Origin of the sequence: Pseudorhodoferax sp. Leaf265 (assembly GCF_001422365.1) — a bacterium.
GTDB lineage: Bacteria > Pseudomonadota > Gammaproteobacteria > Burkholderiales > Burkholderiaceae_C > Pseudorhodoferax.
Genome location: NZ_LMMT01000039.1, coordinates 68,202 through 85,592 on the forward strand (window position 1 = coordinate 68,202; position 17,391 = coordinate 85,592).

General features: G+C 69.8%; 13 protein-coding genes. 4 read left to right on the forward strand and 9 right to left on the reverse strand.

Annotated elements, in window-relative coordinates:
* Nucleotides 1-17 precede the first annotated feature (17 nt).
* Nucleotides 18-2,258, reverse strand: coding sequence for a cyanophycin synthetase (gene cphA / locus ASF45_RS29240; protein ID WP_056672000.1), 2,241 nt, complete (start codon nt 2,256-2,258; stop codon nt 18-20).
* Nucleotides 2,259-2,341: 83 nt separating this feature from the next.
* Between cphA and ASF45_RS29245 the strand changes: the two genes are divergently transcribed.
* From ASF45_RS29245 to ASF45_RS35695, 3 genes are all read left to right on the forward strand, one after another.
* Nucleotides 2,342-4,633 carry an ABC transporter ATP-binding protein gene (locus ASF45_RS29245; protein ID WP_056672828.1) on the forward strand — a complete coding sequence of 764 codons (2,292 nt, stop codon included), beginning with the start codon at nt 2,342-2,344 and terminating at the stop codon, nt 4,631-4,633.
* Entirely contained in the window at nt 4,633-5,091 is a 459-nt protein-coding gene (locus ASF45_RS29250) for a DUF1854 domain-containing protein (protein WP_056672003.1), read from the forward strand. Before ASF45_RS29245 ends, ASF45_RS29250 begins: the two co-directional genes overlap by 1 nt.
* A gap of 140 nt (nt 5,092-5,231) precedes the next feature.
* On the forward strand, nt 5,232-5,933 hold the full coding sequence (locus tag ASF45_RS35695; protein ID WP_156473234.1) for a hypothetical protein: 702 nt from the start codon (nt 5,232-5,234) through the stop codon (nt 5,931-5,933).
* Nucleotides 5,934-5,949: 16 nt separating this feature from the next.
* Here the strand turns inward: ASF45_RS35695 and ASF45_RS29260 are convergent, their stop codons facing one another.
* The 3 genes from ASF45_RS29260 to ASF45_RS29270 form a co-directional block, all read right to left on the reverse strand.
* Nucleotides 5,950-7,782: an NAD(P)/FAD-dependent oxidoreductase gene (locus tag ASF45_RS29260; RefSeq protein WP_056672007.1), complete on the reverse strand. Its 1,833-nt coding sequence runs from the start codon at nt 7,780-7,782 to the stop codon at nt 5,950-5,952.
* Between the two features lie 251 nt (nt 7,783-8,033).
* A complete protein-coding gene (locus tag ASF45_RS29265; protein WP_056672011.1) occupies nt 8,034-9,815 on the reverse strand; it encodes an ABC transporter ATP-binding protein/permease in 1,782 nt (593 codons plus the stop codon).
* 122 nt (nt 9,816-9,937) lie between these two features.
* Nucleotides 9,938-11,293: a M20/M25/M40 family metallo-hydrolase gene (locus ASF45_RS29270; protein WP_056672015.1), complete on the reverse strand. Its 1,356-nt coding sequence runs from the start codon at nt 11,291-11,293 to the stop codon at nt 9,938-9,940.
* Between the two features lie 102 nt (nt 11,294-11,395).
* Here ASF45_RS29270 and ASF45_RS29275 point away from each other — a divergent pair, with 102 nt between their 5' ends.
* On the forward strand, nt 11,396-12,307 hold the full coding sequence (locus ASF45_RS29275; protein WP_369802188.1) for a LysR family transcriptional regulator: 912 nt from the start codon (nt 11,396-11,398) through the stop codon (nt 12,305-12,307).
* A gap of 42 nt (nt 12,308-12,349) precedes the next feature.
* Here the strand turns inward: ASF45_RS29275 and ASF45_RS29280 are convergent, their stop codons facing one another.
* The 5 genes from ASF45_RS29280 to ASF45_RS29300 form a co-directional block, all read right to left on the reverse strand.
* Nucleotides 12,350-13,324, reverse strand: a complete 975-nt coding sequence (locus tag ASF45_RS29280) for an SDR family oxidoreductase (protein ID WP_056672020.1) — start codon at nt 13,322-13,324, stop codon at nt 12,350-12,352.
* Nucleotides 13,321-14,247: a bile acid:sodium symporter family protein gene (locus tag ASF45_RS29285; protein ID WP_082551348.1), complete on the reverse strand. Its 927-nt coding sequence runs from the start codon at nt 14,245-14,247 to the stop codon at nt 13,321-13,323. The genes ASF45_RS29280 and ASF45_RS29285 overlap by 4 nt, the downstream gene beginning before the upstream one ends.
* A gap of 12 nt (nt 14,248-14,259) precedes the next feature.
* A complete protein-coding gene (locus ASF45_RS29290; RefSeq protein ID WP_056672024.1) occupies nt 14,260-15,582 on the reverse strand; it encodes an NAD(P)/FAD-dependent oxidoreductase in 1,323 nt (440 codons plus the stop codon).
* The gene (locus ASF45_RS29295) at nt 15,579-16,388 is read right to left on the reverse strand and encodes an SDR family oxidoreductase (RefSeq protein ID WP_056672026.1); all 810 of its coding nucleotides are present in this window, start codon (nt 16,386-16,388) and stop codon (nt 15,579-15,581) included. Before ASF45_RS29295 ends, ASF45_RS29290 begins: the two co-directional genes overlap by 4 nt.
* Before the next feature lie 81 nt (nt 16,389-16,469).
* The gene (locus ASF45_RS29300; RefSeq protein ID WP_056672029.1) at nt 16,470-17,381 is read right to left on the reverse strand and encodes a 5'-nucleotidase; all 912 of its coding nucleotides are present in this window, start codon (nt 17,379-17,381) and stop codon (nt 16,470-16,472) included.
* Nucleotides 17,382-17,391 lie beyond the last annotated feature (10 nt).

Sequence of the window (17,391 nt, forward strand, 5' to 3'; positions counted from 1 at the left end):
GTCGTCGGTGGAGGGCATCAGCGCGCGGCCAGGGTCTTGGCGGTACGGGTGGTCGATCCGGGATCGAGTTCGAAGGTCTTGAGGCCGGCGGAGATCAGGTCCGGCGAGATCTGCAGCGCCCAGGCCGCTGCCACGGCGGCCAGCACGCTGCAGACCAGCTTGTCGTCGCGCATGGCCTTGCCGCGGCGCGCGGTCAGTTGCTGGATGCCGGCCAGCGCCGTCACGCTGCTGCCCTGGGCCAGCACCAGCTGGCCCTGCTGCATCAGCACGGCCCGGCCGCCGTTGGCGCGGTGCGCCATGATGGCCGGCAGTTCTGCCTCCTTGCCGTACAGGATGACCTGGCCGTCGCACAGCGAGGCCAGTGCGGCCACGCGCGCGTCGCTGGCATTGAGCACGGCCGCGCCATCGGACAGCACGACATCGACCTGGGTGCGCAGCACGCGGGCGAGCTGGTCGCTCTCCTGGATGTCGAATTCGGCCAGGGTGCTGGCGCCGCCCATGTCGGTCACGATACCGACCTGGCAGCGGTCGTAGGCCAGGCCGTCGCGCAGGATGGAGGCCGGGCCGTTCTCCAGCACGGCGGCGTTGATCGCGCGGTTCATGAGCAGGCGGTGGCCGCTCTCCCAGCCGGCGCAGTCGCTGGCGTCCACGCGGCGGCTGTCCAGGAACAGGCCGTCGCTGCAGGCCAGGCCGACGCGGCGGCCCGACAGGTGCAGCAGCCAGGCGACCAGGCGCGCGATGGTGGCGGTGCCCAACGTGCCGGCCACGCCGACGATGGGGATGCGGCCGTCTTCGTCCTCGGCGAACAGGTGGTCCACGATGGCCTGGCCGACCGGGCGCGGTGCGCCTTCTGCGGGTTTCAGGTGCATCAGCAGGCCGGGGCCGGCGTTGACCTCGACGATGGCGCCGCCCTGGGCCTGCAGCGGCTTGCCGATGTCCTCGGCCACCAGGTCGATGCCGGCGATGTCCAGGCCGACCACGCGCGCAGCCAGTGCCGCCGCATGGGCCACCTCGGGGTGCACCTCGTCCGTGCAGTCGATGGCCACGTTGCCGGTGCGCTGCACCAGCACGCGCCGGCCCTTGGCCGGCACCGCCGCGCCGTCCAGGCCTTGGCGCTCGAGCAGCAGGCGCATCACGCCGTCTTTTTCGAGGTCGATGGTCTCCAGCGGGAACTCCTCGGCATCGCCGCGGCGCGGATCGCTGTTGAGCTGGCTGTCGATCAACTGGGCCACGCTCTGGCGGCCGTCGCCCGTGACGGACAGGCTTTCGCCGCGCGCAGCCGCCACGACCTTGCCGCCGACCACGAGCAGGCGGTGTTCGTCGCCGCGGATGAAGCGCTCGACGATGACTTCGCTGCCTTCGGCGTCGGCCACGCCATAGGCCTTCTCGATGTCGGCCTGCTCAGACAGGTCCAGGCTCACGCCGCGGCCATGGTTGGCGTCCGACGGCTTGACGACCACGGGCAGGCCGATGTCCTGCGCCGCCTCCCAGGCCGCAGCCGGGCTGTCGACCACCTGGCCTGCAGGCACTGGCACGCCGCAGGAGGCCAGCAGCGTCTTGGTCAGGTCCTTGTCGTGGGCGATGCCTTCGGCGATCGCGCTGGTGCGGTCGGTTTCGGCGGTCCAAATGCGGCGCTGGCGCGCGCCGTGGCCCAGCTGCACGAGGTTGCCGTCGTTGAGCCGGATGTGGGGGATGCCGCGGTCGCCCGCAGCGGCCACGATGCACGCCGTGCTGGGGCCCAGGTAGCAGTCGTCGACCTTGGCGCGGATCTGGGCCACGGCCACGGGCACCGCGAAGGCCTCGCCATGGATCGCCGCCGCCAGCAGCCGGTGGCCGCAGGCCAGGGCCGTGCGCGCCACCTGCTCGTCACGCGCGCGGAACACCATGCGGTAGACGCCGCGCTGCGAGGTGCTGCGGGTTTGCCCGAAGCCGGTCGGCATGCCGGCCAGGTTCAGCAGTTCGATGACCACATGCTCCAGCACATGGCCCGCCCAGGTGCCTTCGACCAGGCGCTGCAGGAAGCCGCCCCGCTCGCCCACGCCGCAGTGGTGCTCGACCAGCGCGGGCAGCATGGCCACCAGGCGCTCGGTCAGGCCGGGGATCAGGTTCGAGGGAAAGTCCTCCAGCTCGCCCAGGTCCAGCCAGACCTCCAGGGCCGAGCGGTAGGTCCAGATGTTGGGGCCGCGCAGGTAGCGGATGCGCAGCAGCTGGATGTCGGCGGCGCGCGAGGGGGCGACCGGTGGGCGGCTTGTCGTCATGCGGAGCGCCTGGCGCGTTGTGGTTGGCCCCCGGGCTGGGCCCGATGGGCTTCGGCGAGAATTTCGCGCCTCATCTGTTCAACATGCATCTTCCACATCAGGTCGGCCTTTCCAGTTCTACGCTCCAATCCGCCCTCAAGGCCGAACTGGCAGGCGGTGAAAACGTAACAGCCAGCGTGGCGGTTGACCTGGATGCGCAACTGCGTTTTGCGCCAGGTCTGCTGGCGTTGACGGAGCAGCGCCTCCTTGCTGTCACCTGCGAGACAGGTTCGCCGCAGGTCCACAGCTGGCCTTTGGCGGCGGGCCTGGAACTGCGCCACTCCGACCACGCCGGCGTCGGCCAACTCGAGTTGCACGATGGCCGCCAGCGGCTGGCGCACTGGCGGTTCACGCTGGGGGCGGACCCGCAGGCGCTGCGCCTGCTGCGCCAGTTCGAACGCCGCGGCAGCCAGGATCCGGCCGACGAGGACGAGGGCAGCACCTGCCCGACCTGCCACGCTCCGCTGCCTGCGGACAGCGAAACCTGTAGCGTTTGTTTTCGCGAGTTGCATACGCCGCCTTCCACCTGGGTGTTGTTGCGACTGTGGCGCTTCGCGCATCCCTACCGCATGCAACTGCTGTTGGGCTTCGTGCTGACGCTGGCCTCCACGGCCGCGACGCTGGTGCCGCCCTACCTGACGATCCCGCTCATGGACAAGGTGCTGATCCCGTTCCAGAACGGCCAGCAGATCGCGCCCGGCACGGTGCTGATGTACCTGGCCGGCCTGCTGGCGGCGGCGCTGCTGGGCTGGGGCCTGAACTGGTGGCGCACCTACCTGCTGGCCCTGGTGTCCGAGCGCATCGGCGCCGACCTGCGCACTGCCACCTTCGACCATCTGCTGCAGCTGTCCCTCGATTACTTCGGCGGCAAGCGTACTGGCGATCTGATGTCGCGGATCGGTTCGGAAACCGACCGCATCTGCGTTTTCCTTTCGTTGCATGCGCTCGATTTCGCGACCGATGTGCTCATGATCGGCATGACGGCGGCTGTGCTGTTCTCCATCCACCCCGGGCTGGCGCTGGTGACCCTGCTGCCGCTGCCCTTCATCGGCTGGATGATCCACGTGGTGCGCGACCGCCTGCGCACCGGCTTCGAGAAGATCGACCGGGTCTGGTCCGATGTCACCAGCGTGCTGGCCGACACCATTCCCGGCATCCGCGTGGTCAAGGCCTTCGCTCAGGAAGGGCGCGAGGCCCAGCGCTTTCGCGACGCCAACCAGCGCAACCTGGAGGTCAACGACCGGCTCAACAAGACCTGGTCGCTGTTCACGCCCACGGTCTCGCTGCTGACCGAGATCGGCCTGCTCGTGGTCTGGGCCTTCGGCATCTGGCTGGTGGCGCACCAGCAGGTCACGGTCGGCGTGCTGACCGCCTTCCTGGCCTACATCGGCCGCTTCTACACGCGGCTGGACTCCATGAGCCGCATCGTCTCGGTCACGCAGAAGGCCGCTTCGGGTGCCAAGCGCATCTTCGACATCCTGGACCACCGCTCCAACGTGCCCGAGCCGGCCGAACCGCTGGTGCTGCCGGCCGGTGGCCTTCGTGGCGGGCTGCAGATGGACGGCATCGCCTTCCGCTACGGCAACCGCTCGGTGATCCGCAACCTGTCGCTGGACATCCGGCCCGGCGAGATGATCGGCCTGGTTGGCCATAGCGGCTCGGGCAAGAGCACGCTCGTGAACCTGATCTGCCGCTTCTACGACGTGAGCGAGGGTGCGATCCGGGTTGACGGCCTGGACCTGCGCCGCCTGCGCGTGGCCGACTACCGGCGCCACATCGGCCTGGTGCTGCAGGAGCCCTTCCTGTTCTTCGGCACCATCGCCGAAAACATCGCCTACGGCCGGCCCGACGCCACGCGCGCCGAGATCGTCGCCGCCGCGCGCGCCGCCCACGCGCACGAATTCATCCTGCGCCTGCCGCAGGGCTACGACTCGCTGGTCGGCGAGCGTGGCCAGGGTCTGTCGGGCGGCGAGCGCCAGCGCATCTCGATCGCGCGCGCGCTGCTGATCGACCCGAAGATCCTGATCCTGGACGAAGCCACCTCGGCCGTGGACACCGAGACCGAGAAGGAAATCCAGAAGGCGCTGGACAACCTCGTGCAGGGGCGCACCACGATCGCCATCGCGCACCGGCTGTCTACCTTGCGCAAGGCCGACCGGCTGGTGGTCATGGACCGCGGCCAGGTCGTCGAAGTCGGTCCGCACGACGAACTCATGGCGCGCCAGGGCGCCTACTGGCGGCTGTACGAGGCCCAGGTGCGGCGTGTGGACGCCGACGGCGATGCGCTGGCCGAGGTGCCGGCCAGCCACCCGGCCCATCCGGCGGGAGGCGTGTGATGGACTTCGAATTGCATCGCCATCCCATGGGCCAGCTGGTGCTGCGCCTGGGGGCCATCGAACATGCCGGCGTGGTGCCGGTGCGGGCCTTTCCGCTGTCGGCACCGGGCGACGGCCTGTCGCTGGTCGGCACCGATGGCCGCGAGCTGGTCTGGATCGACAACCTGGATGCATTGCCAGGCGCGCAACGTGCGCTGCTCGACGAGGAACTCGCTGCGCGCGAATTCCAGCCCGAGGTGCGGCGCCTGCTCAGCGTGTCCACCTTCTCCACGCCCAGCATCTGGCGCGTGGAGACCGACCGCGGCACCAGCGATTTCGTGCTCAAGAGCGAAGAGGACATTCGCCGCCTGCCCGATGGCGGCCTGCTGATCGCCAGCGGCCAGGGCGTGCACTACCGTGTGCGCGACCGCCAGGCGCTGGACCGGCCGTCGCGCCGGCTGCTGGAGCGCTTTTTGTGAGCGGCTGTACGGTTGTGTGAAGAATTTTGGGCCCTTTGAAGAAATAGGCCTAAATTCCGGTTCAGTTCTGCCGTTAAGAGGATCGAGGCCAGGGAAAACCCATGTCCCTTGCCGTTCGTCCAGTCCTTTTGGTGAGCGCCATGCAACTGCCTTCTGTTGATCGCACTGTGAACGGGCCAGCCGGCGCCGATTCGCAGCCGGCCGCCGGCAGCGCAGCAGCGCCCGCCGGAACCGTGGCGCGGGCCACGCGCGAAGAAACCCGGGTGCTGCAGGAGCGCGCGGTCGCACAGCAGCCCGAGCCCTCGATCCGGGTGGAGCTGTCGGCCCAGGCCGATGCCTTGATCCGCTCCGGCCGTGTCGGCGAGGACGAGGCCGCCACCGCGGCCGGAGCCGTCATGGTGGCGGCGTCTGGCGTGGGCGGGCAGGGCGTCCAGGCCGGGCAGACCGGCGCGGTGCCGCCCAAGTCCAGCATCGAAGCGGTGACCGAGGCTTTCGAGCAGCGCCTGCAGGCGGATGCCGCCCCCACCGCCGAGACGGCCGAAGCCCTGGGCCGCTACCAGGCCACCGGCCAGAAGCCGGGCCCGGACCAGCCTTCCGGCCCGGACGATGCCGCGCCCAAGAACTGGACCGAAAAGCCCAAGGTCGAGGAAGAGAAGCCGCCCGAGCCGCCCAAGGAGCCCATCTCCAAGAAGCTGCTGGACTTCCTGCAAAGCCTGTGGCGCGCTGGCGGCAACGCCATCGATGTGGCGCAGACCGGCAACCTCACGCTCAACCCGCCCAAGGAAGCGGACAGCCCGCTCACCTACGCCGACCCCTCGGCCAAGAAGACCACCGGCCTGTGAGGCCGGCGGCCTGCGCTCAGCGCAGGTGGTGCACGGCGCCCTGGCCGTAGACCGGGGTTGCGATCCCCTCCATCCTCGCCTTCAGCTGCAGCGCCAGGTACTGCGAGTAGTGGCGCGACTGGTGCAGGTTGCCGCCGTGGAACCACAGCTGCGGCTGCTGCGTGGGCTTCCACATGTTGCGCAGCTCGCCTTCCCAGGGGCCGGGGTCCTTGGTGGTGTTCGAGCCCAGCCCCCAGCACTTGCCGACACGGTCGGCCACTTCGGGCGACACGATGCTGGCGACCCAGCCATTCATCGAGCCATAGCCCGTCGCGTAGACCAACAGGTCGGCCGGCAACTCCGTGCCATCGGTCAGCACGACCGAGCGCGGCTTGATCCGTTCGATGTTGACGCCACTCTTCAAATGGATGCTGCCGTCGGCCACGAGCTCGGACGCGCCCACGTCGATGTAGTAGCCCGAGCCGCGCCGCAGGTACTTCATGAACAGGCCGGAGCCGTCATCGCCGAAGTCGAGCAGGAAGCCGGCCTTTTCCAGCCGCGCGTAGAAGTCCCGGTCGCGCTGCTGGATCGCCTCGTACACCGGCACGTGGAAGCTGTGCATGATCCTGAACGGCACCGAGGCGAACAGCAGGTCGGCCTTCTCCGTGGTGATGCCGCTGGCCACGGCCTCCTCGGAATACAGCCCGCCGAGCGCCAGTTCCATCAGCGAATCGGACTTCACGATGTGCGTGGACGAGCGTTGCACCATCGTCACATTGGCGCCGTGCTCCCAGAGGTCGGCGCAGATGTCGTGGGCCGAGTTGTTCGAGCCCAGCACCACGCAGTGTTTGCCGGCATAGGCCTCGCCACCCGGGTGGGCGCTGGAGTGGTGCTGCTCGCCCTCGAACGTTTCGGCACCGGCGATCTTCGGCACCGACGGAAAACCCGAGACGCCGAGCGCGAACACCAGCTGCGTGGGCCGCAGCACCACGGTCTCGCTGCGGCCGTCGGCATGCTGGCGCTCCACCGTCACACGCCAGGTCTGGCTGGCTTCGTCGAAGCTGGCGCTCCGGGCCTCGGTGGAACTCCAGTAGTTGAGCTCCATGACCTTGGTGTACATCTCCAGCCAGTCGCCGACCTTGTCCTTGGGGCAGAACACGGGCCAGTCGTCCGGGAACGGCAGGTAGGGCATGTGGTCGTACCAGACCGGGTCGTGCAGGCACAGCGACTTGTAGCGCTTGCGCCAGGAGTCGCCGGCGCGCGCGTTCTTCTCGATCACGAGCGTGGGCACGCCCAGGCGCTTGAGCCGCGCCGCCAGGCCGATGCCGCCCTGGCCGCCGCCGATGACCACGCAGTAGGGCTGCTCGGTGTAGCCCAGTGCCGCCTCCTCCTGCTGGCGGCGGTCAAGCCAGGTGGTCCGGTCGCGGCGCGCGCCGTGCTCGGCGCCCAGCACGCGGCGCGGCCCCTTCTTCTCCTCGAAGCCCTTGAGCTCGCTCATCACGGTCAGCAGCGTCCAGCATTTGCCGTCCTTGAGCCGCAGGTGGCCGCGCCCGCGCGCCACGGCGGTTTCGAAGGTGAACCAGCCTTCGGTCACGCCGTCGGCATGGCTGGGCTGGTCCTGCACCTGCCAGCTGCTGGGCGCGACGCGGGCCAGGTTGGCCTGCAGCATCGCGGCGATGGCATCCTTGCCCTCGGCCGTGTGCAGGTTCCAGGTGAAGGCCACGAGGTCGCGCCAGTAGCAGTCGTCGGCGAAGGCGTCGAGCGTGGCGGCGATGTCGCCGCGGGCCAGCGCGGCACCGAAGTCCTGCAGCCATTGCGCGGCTTCGGCGGATGGGGTGGTGACCGGCGCTTCGGCCAGGGTCTGGGTCATGCTGTCGTCTCCTTGCGGTGGGTCTCGCCGGGCCGGCGTGGCCGCGGCGATCTCTGCTCCGCAAGCCGCATGCCTGCCGGATCATGAAAATAAGTATTTGTTTTTAAAAGATTTTTCTGCAGAAAGGTGGATCCGGGTGTGACAGCCGGCTGGACAGCTGTCGCACCCGCCTGCGACAGGTGTCGCGCTCGGTCCAGCGCGCCGTGTTGAGGCGAGAGGCTGCAGCCCGACGGTCAACCGGGTCTGACCGTTCAATGCGCTGGCAGTGGTGCCTGTTGCAATCGGAAGCGCGCCGCCCCGCCGTCGTTCGGCACCAACTGCCAGCTGCGGTCGTGGAAGGCGGACACGGCCGGCCGGTGCGCGATCGACAGCAGGGCGCCGCCGGCCGCCTGCACCTGGCCCACGAGCTTGGCGTAGACCGCCTGCTCGGCCGGCGCGTCGAGCGCGCTGGTGGCCTCGTCGGCGAAGATCCAGCGCGGTTTCTTGAGCAGCACGCGCGCCACCGCCAGCCGCTGCTGTTCGCCGCCCGAGAGCTTCTGGCTCCAGGCGTCCTCGCGGTCCAGGCTGTCCTGCAGCTGCGGCAGCTGGGCGTCGCGCAGTGCGGTGCGCAGGTCCTCGTCGCGGTAGTCCGATGCCGGCTTCGGGTAGGCCAGCGCATCGCGCAGCGGTCCATCGGGGAAGTAGGGGCGCTGCGGGATGAACATGGCGTCCGCCGGCTGCGCCACGCTGCCGCTGGCATGCGGCCAGATGCCGGCGATGGCGCGCAGCAGCGTGGACTTGCCGCTGCCCGACGGGCCCTTGAGCAGCACGCGCTCGCCCGGCTCAACTTGCAGGTTCAGCGCGGCCAACAGCGGGGTTCCGTCGGGCAGGGCCAGCGCGAGGTCGTGCGTGGCCAGCACGCCGTCGGACAACTGGTGCCGGGCGCCCTGGCTTGCGACGTCTGCGGCGAGCGCGGCCAGACTGTCTTCGAAGGTGGTCAGCCGGTCGGTGGTGGCGCGCCAGACGGCCAGCTCCTGGTAGTTGTCGACGAACCAGGACAGCGACTTCTGCACCTCGTCGAAGGCGGCCGTGATCTTCATGAGCTCGCCGAGCTGGATCGCACCGCTGAAAAAGCGTGGTGCCGACACCAGGAACGGGAAGATCACGGCCGCCTGGCCAAAGAAGCTGCCGAACCAGATCAGCCGCTTCTGCGCCTTGAGCAGTTGCAGGTAGTTGGCCAGCACGCGCGCGAAGCGCAGGTCGAGCTGCTGGCGCTCGACCTGCTCGCCGCGGTCCAGCGCGATCGCCTCGCTGTACTCGCGTACGCGCACCATGTGGTGCCGGAAGTCGGCCTCCAGCCGCTGCTGGCGGAAGTTCAGGCCGATCTGCGGCCGGCCGATGAAGTGCGTGATCAGGCTGCCGGCCAGGCAGTACAGCACCGCCATCCAGACCATGAAGCCCGGAATCTCGAAGCGGTGACCGCCCAGCTCGAACGCGAAGGCGCCCGACAGCCCCCACAGGATGCCGACGAAGCTGACCAGCGTGACCAGCGCCTTGAACGCGCCCATGGTCAGCGACACCGTGTAGGTGGTGAACAGGTTCAGGTCTTCCTGGATGCGCTGGTCGGGGTTGTCCGGCGGAGCGCTGCTGTCGCCCTGGCCGTAGCGGGCCAGCTCCATGCGGTAGAACGCGTGGTTGGCCGTCCAGCGTTTCAGGTAGCTGCCGGTCATCCAGGCGCGCCAGCGCATCTCCAGCAACTGCGTCAGGTAGAAGCGGTAGACCGCTGCCACGATCAGTCCGAACGCGATCAGCGTGAAGTGTCCCAACTGCTGCCAGAACACCGCCTGGTCCTTGTTCTGCAGCGCGTCGTAGAACACGCCGTACCAGTTGTTGAACTGCACCAGCAGCCAGACGCCGACCAGGTTCAGCACCACGATGCCGGCCAGCAGGCCGCGGGCGCGCCATTTCTCTTCGGACTGGAAGTAGGGCAGGGAAAGGCGCCAGATGCGGCGGGCCTGCTGGCGCGCGAGCGCGAGCCGTTCTTGTTGGGGCATGGGGGGCGGCAGTCGTTGGGGCGCGCCCATGCTAGCGCTGCCGCGCGTGTGAAGATGAGGCTGAACTTAAGGCCGCGCGCGCACGGGCCTGCGCCTGCGCATCTGCGAGCCGCGTGCCCCGCTCACCTGGCCCGCGGCGCGCGCTTGGGCAGCAGCGCTTCGCTCACGCCCTGCACCCCGACCAGCCCGAGCACGGTGGCGAGGGAGTTCTGCGCGCCTTTCCAGGCATCCGTGAGGTCGATCGATTCGCTCATGGCGTGAAAGCCTGCGGTCTTGCCGCCGCCGCCCACGATGATCGCCGGGATGCCGAGCGCCATCGGCACGTTGGCGTCGGTGCTGGCGCCAGACAACAGCGTCTTGTGGCCGAAGGACGCATTGGCCCGCGTGGCCGCCTCGACGATCACCGAGTCGGACGCGGTCTGGCCGCCCGGGCGGTCGCCGATCAGCTTGTTGGACACGCTCAGCGTCGTCACCTTCCAGCGCTGGTTCTCTTCGGCCACCGCCTCGTCGATGGCGGCCAGGATCTTCTTCTCGGTCTCGAGCAGCGGCCCCATCGCGTCGGAGCGGATGTCGATCGCCATGCGCGCGTCCGGGGCGATGGTGTTCACCGAGGTGCCGCCGCCCACGGTGCCAACGGTGAAGGTGGTCTTGGGAAAGCTCGGCGTCCTGACCTCGGCGATCTTGGCGATGGCGCGGCCCATGCCGTGGATGGCGCTCGGCACCTGGCCGAAGGCGCCATAGCTGTGGCCGCCCGGCCCCTTGAACGTCACCTCGTAGCGGTGGCTCGCGGTGCCCAGCACCAGCACGGTGCCGTCTGGCGCCGGCTCGATGCCGACCATGCCGTCGATGTCCAGGTGCTCGGCGAAGATGGCCTTGATGCCGCGCAGGTTGCCCAGTTCTTCCTCGCCGACATTGCCCACGAAGAGCAGATCGCCGACGGTCTGGACGTGGTTGTCGTTGAGCACCTTGAGCCACGACAGCAGGACGGCCAGGCCGCGCGTGTTGTCGGAAATGCCCGGCGCGCTGTACTTGTTGCCGTCCTGCCGGACCTTCACGTCGGTGCCCGCGGGGAACACTGTGTCCAGGTGCGCGGAGACGAGCAGCTTGGGGCCGTTGCCGCTGCCCTTGCGCAGACCGACCACATTGCCTTCGGCGTCGATCTTCGCGTCGGCCAGGCCAAGGGCCTTCATCCGTGCGAGGAAGGCTTCGGCGCGCGGTCGCTCCTTGAACGGCGGCGCCTCGATCTCGGTCAGCAGGACCAGGTCCTGGATCGACCGCGCGTGGTCGGCCTGGACAGACTCCATGAGCCGCTGGATCGCCGGTGCCGCGAGCAGCCGGGTGTAGGCCTGGTCCACCGCGGGCCTGACCGTCGTGGGCGTGGTGGCGACGGCGGAGAAGCTCTGGGCCTGGGCGGTGCCTGCGGCGCACAGGCTGGCCGCGGCGATGGCGGCAAGACGAAGGCGAAATGACAGCGTCATGGTGGTCTGGCAGCAAGGCGGGGATCGGGCGCCGATTCTTGCGCCCCGCGTGCCCGTCCGCTTTGCTTTAATCTCGCTGGCCGTCAGTTTTCCTTACAGCCCGTGGACCGTCCCGTGCGCCGCCAGATTCCCGCCACCCGCGCATTGCTCGTCTTCGACGCCATCGCGCGCCACCATGGCATCAGCAAGGCCGCCGAAGAGCTGTGCCTGACGCACAGTGCCGTCAGCCAGCAGCTGCGCCTGCTGGAGACCCAGCTGGGGCTGCGGCTGGTGCAGCGCCACGCGCGCGGCACCACGCTGACCGACGCAGGGCGGCGCTACCACGCCCAGGTGGCTGGCGATCTGCTGCGCCTGGAGAACCACACGCTGGAGGCGATGGCCCAGCGGCCGGATGGCGAGCGCCTGCTGGTGGGCGCGGTGCCGGTGCTGGCAGAGCGCTGGCTGATGCCGCGCATGCCGCGGTTTCTGGCGCAACACCGCGCGTCCAGCATGCACCTGCAGGTGTTCCCGACGCACATCTACATGGAGGAGCCGGCCTTCGACATCGGCCTGCAGTACGACGATGCGATCTGGCCGGGCGCCACCGCGCATGCATTGATGCGCGAGGAATGCGTGGCCGTCGGCGCACCGCAGGCCCGGGGGCGGCGAGAGATGGCGCGCGGCGACTTCCGTGCCGTGAACCTGCTGCAGCTCAGCTCGCGGCTGGGGGCCTGGCAGGACTGGTTTGCGCACGCCGGCATCGCACGGCAGCCCGACAACGCGATGGCCGGGCATCGGTTCGACCTGTTCTCGATGCTGGTCGAGGCCGTGCGTGCCGACCTCGGAGTGGGTCTGGTGCCGCACTACTGTGTGGAGCGGGAGCTGGCGCGCGGTGATCTGGTGCAGGTTCACCCGTTCAAGGCCCGCAGCGCGCGCGGGTACAGCGTCTTCGTGGGCCAGGGCAAGGCGGACGATCCGCTGGTGGCTGCGTTCCTGCGCTGGGTGCTGACGGAGGCCGCGGCCGGCCAGGCGTGACGCACGCGCGCCTTGTCCCGCAGCGGCATCCGGCCGGTGCGGTCACAGCGGCCGCCCCTGTGCGCTGCGCGCGGCAACGAAGGCATCGAAGGCCTGCGCGCTGGTCTTGCGCGGCACGTAGCCGAAGCGCTGCTTGAGCGCCGTGTTGGCAAGCACCGGCCGGTAGCGCAGGAAGTCCAGCTGCTCGGGACCGTAGCGGCCGATGCCCAGCGCGCGGCCCACCCGCAGCGCCGCGCGCAGCAGGCCGGCCGGCAGCACGCGCGTGCGCTTGCCCAGCCGCTCGGCGATCGCGTGGATGGTCAGTGCACCGTCGCCCGCGAGGTTGTAGCAGCCGGGCGGGCCAGCGCCGTCCAGCGCGTGCAGCATCGCGCCACAGACATCCTCGTCCCAGATGAACACGAAGGGGCTGTCGCTGCCCGCGATGGCCAGCGGCCGGGCCTTCTCGAACAGCGCGGTGATCTGGTTGTCGACGCGCTCGCCCAGGATGGTGCCGATGCGCAGCACGGTCTGCGCGAGCTGCGGGTGCGCACGCCGTGCCTCGGCCAGCATCTCTTCCACCAGGCGCTTGTGGTGGGCATAGGCGAAGCTCTCGTTGCCGCGCAGCGGGTGGTCCTCGGTCAGCCAGTCCGGGTTGTCGGCGTGGTAGCCGTAGGCCGCGCCGCTGGAGGAGACGACGAGGTGGCGCACGCCCTGTGCCAGACAGGCGTCCAGCACCCGGCGCGTGCCGCCCACGTCCACCGCGTACTCCAGCGCGCGCGTGGAGCCCTTGCCCGGCGTGACGATGGAGGCCAGGTGCACCACGGTGTCGATGCCGTGCATGGCCAACACGGCAGCAAGGCCCTCGTCGCGCACGTCCCAGCGCAGGTAGGTGGTGCCGGGCAGGCGGCGTTCGGGCGGCACCTCGCGCACGTCGGCGGCGACGACCGCAGGAACGTCCGTCCGCGCGGCCAGCGCCTGCAGCAGGCCGCGGCCCAGGAAGCCGTCGGCCCCGGTCACCAGGATGCGCCGCGCCCTCATGCCTCGGTCCCGGAGGGCACGCCGCCCTGCCGTGGCCGCCTGCCCCACCAACTGGCCAGCGCCAGGCCGGCGATGATGTCCCAGAAGCCCCAGACACCCGCCACCACGGCCATGCCCCCCAGCCCGCCGAAGAAGCTGAAGATCAGCACCAGGCCCAGGCCGGCGTTGCGGATGCCGACCTCGATGGTCAGCGCGCGGCGATCGTAGTCGGCCAGGCCGAAGGCGCGTGCGCAGAGCCAGCCGGTGGCGAAGGCCAGCGTGTCGTGCAGCGCCACGGCGACGATGACCAGGCCCACGTAGTCCAGGAAGTAGCGCCAGTTGCCGGCGATGGCGCCGACGATGAAGGCGATCAGCGTCACGAAGCTCAGGATGCGCATGGGCTTCTTGAAGCGCTCGGTCCAGCGCGGGAAGCGGTCGGCGCACCAGATGCCCAGCACGAAGGGCAGGCCGATGATGATGAGGATGTGGCCACCCATCTCCAGCGGGTCGATCGCGATGCTGCGCATCAGCGCGGAGGCCGTGGGGTGCAGCCCGCCCCAGAGCGCGAAGTTCAGCGGCATGGCCACGATGGCGATCGCGTTGGAGACGGCCGTCATCGACACGCTGAGCGCCACGTTGCCGTTGGCGCGGTGCGTGAGGATGTTGCTGATGTTGCCGGGCGGGCAGCAGGCCACCAGGATCATGCCCAGCGCGATGCTGGGGCCCACGCCCAGCACGCGCGTGAGCACATAGGTGATGGCCGGCAGCGCGACGAACTGCGCGCCCACGCCCACCGCGAAGGCCAGCGGCATGCGCGCCACGCGCTTGAAATCGGCGATGCGCGTGTCCAGCGCGATGCCGAACATCAGGAAGGCCAGCACCGCGTTGAGCACGGCCAGCGAGGCCGGGTTGAAGTTCAGGCGGATCTCGTCGACGGGCAGCATGGGCGCTCCGGGTCAGGTGAAGGCCGCGGCGGTCGCGCGCACCACCTTGCGGTAGGTGTCCTTGTGCACGTAGTACGCCATGCGTTCGAGCTTCAGGTAGCGGTAGCCCCCCGACATGTCGGGCCAGTTGGCGGGGCCGGCATCCCTGGCGGTTTGCAGCACGGCGGCCTGTGGGCTGCCGGCGTCCAGCGCCTTGAGGTAGCGCGCCACCAGCTCGGCCTGCTCGTAGCGGCCCTGCCAGCCCAGGCCACTGGCCTCCACCATGCCCAGCACGGCCAGGCGATCGAAGCGCGGTGCGAAGATGTTCAGGTACAGGCGCGGTGCCATGCCCTGCCAGTTCAGCAGTCCATGGTCCAGGAAGGGGTAGTGCAGCTTGTAGCCTGTGGCGGCCAGGATCAGGTCGTAGTCGCGCGCCTGGCCGTCCTTGAAGTGCACGGTGTGGTCGTCGCAGCGTTCGATGTCGGCGCGCACGCCCACGTCGCCGTGGCCGATGTGGTAGAGGATCAGCGAGTTCACGACCGGGTGCGATTCGTAGATGCGGTAGTCGGGCTTGGGAAAGCCGAAGCGCACCGGGTCGCCCGTGAACCACTGCAGGATGGTGCTGTCGATGCGCTGCTTGAGCCACGGCGGCAACGTGACCTTGCCGCCGATCGAATCGGCCGGCTTGCCGAACACGTACTTGGGCACGAAGTAGTAGCCGCGCCGCACCGAGATGTCGATGCTCTTGGCGTGGTGCACGGCATCGACCGCGATGTCGCAGCCCGAGTTGCCCGCGCCCACGATCAGCACGCGCTGGCCGGTGAACTGCGTGGCCTCCTTGTAGGCCGAGGTGTGCCACAGCTTGCCTGCGAACTGGCCGGGGAAGGTCGGCATGTTGGGTTCGGCCAGCGTGCCGTTGGCCACCACCAGGCCCTTGTACTCGGCCACCTCGGGCGCGGCGTCGCCGGTCTGCGTGGTCAGGCGCCAGCGCGTGCCGGGTGTGTCGGATACCGGCTCGGCCTTCAGCACCCGCGTGTCGAAGCGGTAGTGGCCGTGCAGGCCGAAGCGCTGCGCGAAGGCACGGAAGTAGTCCAGCAGTTCGCGGTGGCTCGGGTAGTCGGCCACGCTGGCGGCCATCGGGAACTCGCTGAACTCCGTCATGCGCTTGCTCGAGATCAGGTGCGCCGAGGCATAGACCGTGGAACGCGGGTTCTCGATGTTCCACAACCCGCCGACATCGCCATGGGCCTCGAAGCCTTGGAAGGCGATGCCCAGCTTCTGCAGGTTGCGGGCCCCGGCCAGGCCCGAGGGGCCGGCGCCGACGAGAGCGATCTGTTCGTGGGTCGGGCTGCTCATCGCTTCAGGCCTGGAATTTCGGTGGCGCCGGCTTCACCGGGCCTGGGTTTGCGCGGTTGCGCGAGCAGGATGCGGTCATGCATCGGCGCGGGCAGCAAGGCCAGCGCGCGTGCCAGCCAGCCGGTGCGGCGCGGCAGCACGATGTGTTCGCGGCCGGCCGCCACCCCCGCGAGCAGGCGTTGGGCCGCGGCGTCGGGCTCCAGCAGGCCGGGCATGGCGAAGCGGTTGCCGGCGGTGAGCGCCGTGCGCAGGTAGCCCGGGCTCACGGTGTGCACGCGCAGCGCCGTGGGGCGCAGCTCGGCGCGCAGGCTTTGCAGGTAGGCGATCAGGCCGGCCTTGCTGGCGCAGTAGGCGCCGTTGCCGGGCAGGCCGCGCCAGCCCGCCACGCTGGCCACGCCGACCAGGGCACCCGGGCGCCCCATGGCCCGCATCGCAGGCAGGAAGGGCGCGAAGGTGGTCACCACGCCGACGAGGTTGATCTCCAGCATGCGGCGCAGCACGGCCAAGTCCTCGGGGTGCGCCGTGTCGAAACCACCGGCCACGCCGGCATTGGCGATGACGAGGTCGGGTGGGCCGAAGCGCGCGGTCCAGTCCGCCGCCATGGCCGCCATGGCGGGGCCGTCGCTCACGTCGGGGGTGTAGACGGCGCAGCGGCCGGGCGCCAGCGCGGCCAGCGGGACCAGGGCCTTGCGCTGCAGGCCGACCAGCGCGACGCGCGCACCGCCAGCGATCAGCGCGCGGGCCAGCGCCTGGCCCAGCCCCCCGCAGGCGCCGGTCAGCACGGCATTGTCGAACGTCACGAACAGTCTCCTCCGCGGCGCATGCTAGCGGGCGCTGTACGCCGCCGCATCCGGGTGTTCCGCAGGGGCGCAGGCCGCGCCAGCCGGTCAGCGCGCCGGAGGAGGGTGGTTGGCCACGCCGTGGCTCACATGCCCGGCTGGCACATGGCGCGCGGCCGAGCGCACGTGCGTGGTCTGGTCGTCGAAGAAGAAGTCGGGCTCGAACTCGCGCAGGAACTCGCCCTTGGGCAAGCCGCCCAGGAACATGGCCTCGTCGACCTCGATGTTCCAGTTCATGAGCGTGCGGATGGCGCGCTCGTGGGCGGGCGCGCTGCGCGCCGTGACCAGCGCGGTGCGGATGCGCATGCCGGACGACGTGGCCTGCTGCAGCCGGTGCAGCGCGGCCAGCAGCGGCTTGAACGGGCCGTCGGGCAGCGGCAGCGCGGCCTTGTCGGTTTCGTGCAGCTGGAACGCGTCCAGGCCTTGGGCCTGGAACACCTGCTCGGCCTCGTCGGAGAACAGCACGGCGTCGCCGTCGAAGGCGATGCGCACTTCGCTCGGGTGGTTGCTGCCGGCCTGGGCCGACTCGGTCAGCACACGTGCGGCCGGGAAGCCCTGGGCGAGCGCCTCGCGCACGTCGGCCTCGTTGGCCGAAAGGAACAGGTGGGCGCGCAGCGGACGCAGGTAGCCGAAGGGGTCGCGGCCCTGCGTGAACACGCCGCGCTCGAGCTTGATGCCGGCTTCGCGCACCGAGCGGAAGATGCGCATGCCGCTGACCGGGTCGTTGCGCGAGAGCACCACCACTTCGACACGCTGCTGCGCAGGGTCGTTGAAGGCGAGCAGCTTGCGCACCAGCGAGAAGGCCACGCCGGGCCGCGCCGGCACCTCCAGCCGCGAAAGCTGCAGCTGCATGTAGGCGCGTGCATCGCCGGCTTCGAACAGCCGGTTCTCCTCCTCCAGGTCGAACAGCGCGCGCGAAGAGATCGCGACGACGAGCTTGTCTTCCAGCGTGGCGGGCATTTCAGTTCTC

Coding starts and splice junctions, on each gene's coding strand:
- cphA (WP_056672000.1), bottom strand. CDS start 2,258: ATGACGACAAGCCGCCCACCGGTCGCCCCCTCGCGCGCCGCCGACATC.
- ASF45_RS29245 (WP_056672828.1), top strand. CDS start 2,342: ATGCATCTTCCACATCAGGTCGGCCTTTCCAGTTCTACGCTCCAATCC.
- ASF45_RS29250 (WP_056672003.1), top strand. CDS start 4,633: ATGGACTTCGAATTGCATCGCCATCCCATGGGCCAGCTGGTGCTGCGC.
- ASF45_RS35695 (WP_156473234.1), top strand. CDS start 5,232: ATGCAACTGCCTTCTGTTGATCGCACTGTGAACGGGCCAGCCGGCGCC.
- ASF45_RS29260 (WP_056672007.1), bottom strand. CDS start 7,782: ATGACCCAGACCCTGGCCGAAGCGCCGGTCACCACCCCATCCGCCGAA.
- ASF45_RS29265 (WP_056672011.1), bottom strand. CDS start 9,815: ATGCCCCAACAAGAACGGCTCGCGCTCGCGCGCCAGCAGGCCCGCCGC.
- ASF45_RS29270 (WP_056672015.1), bottom strand. CDS start 11,293: ATGACGCTGTCATTTCGCCTTCGTCTTGCCGCCATCGCCGCGGCCAGC.
- ASF45_RS29280 (WP_056672020.1), bottom strand. CDS start 13,324: ATGAGGGCGCGGCGCATCCTGGTGACCGGGGCCGACGGCTTCCTGGGC.
- ASF45_RS29285 (WP_082551348.1), bottom strand. CDS start 14,247: ATGCTGCCCGTCGACGAGATCCGCCTGAACTTCAACCCGGCCTCGCTG.
- ASF45_RS29290 (WP_056672024.1), bottom strand. CDS start 15,582: ATGAGCAGCCCGACCCACGAACAGATCGCTCTCGTCGGCGCCGGCCCC.
- ASF45_RS29300 (WP_056672029.1), bottom strand. CDS start 17,381: ATGCCCGCCACGCTGGAAGACAAGCTCGTCGTCGCGATCTCTTCGCGC.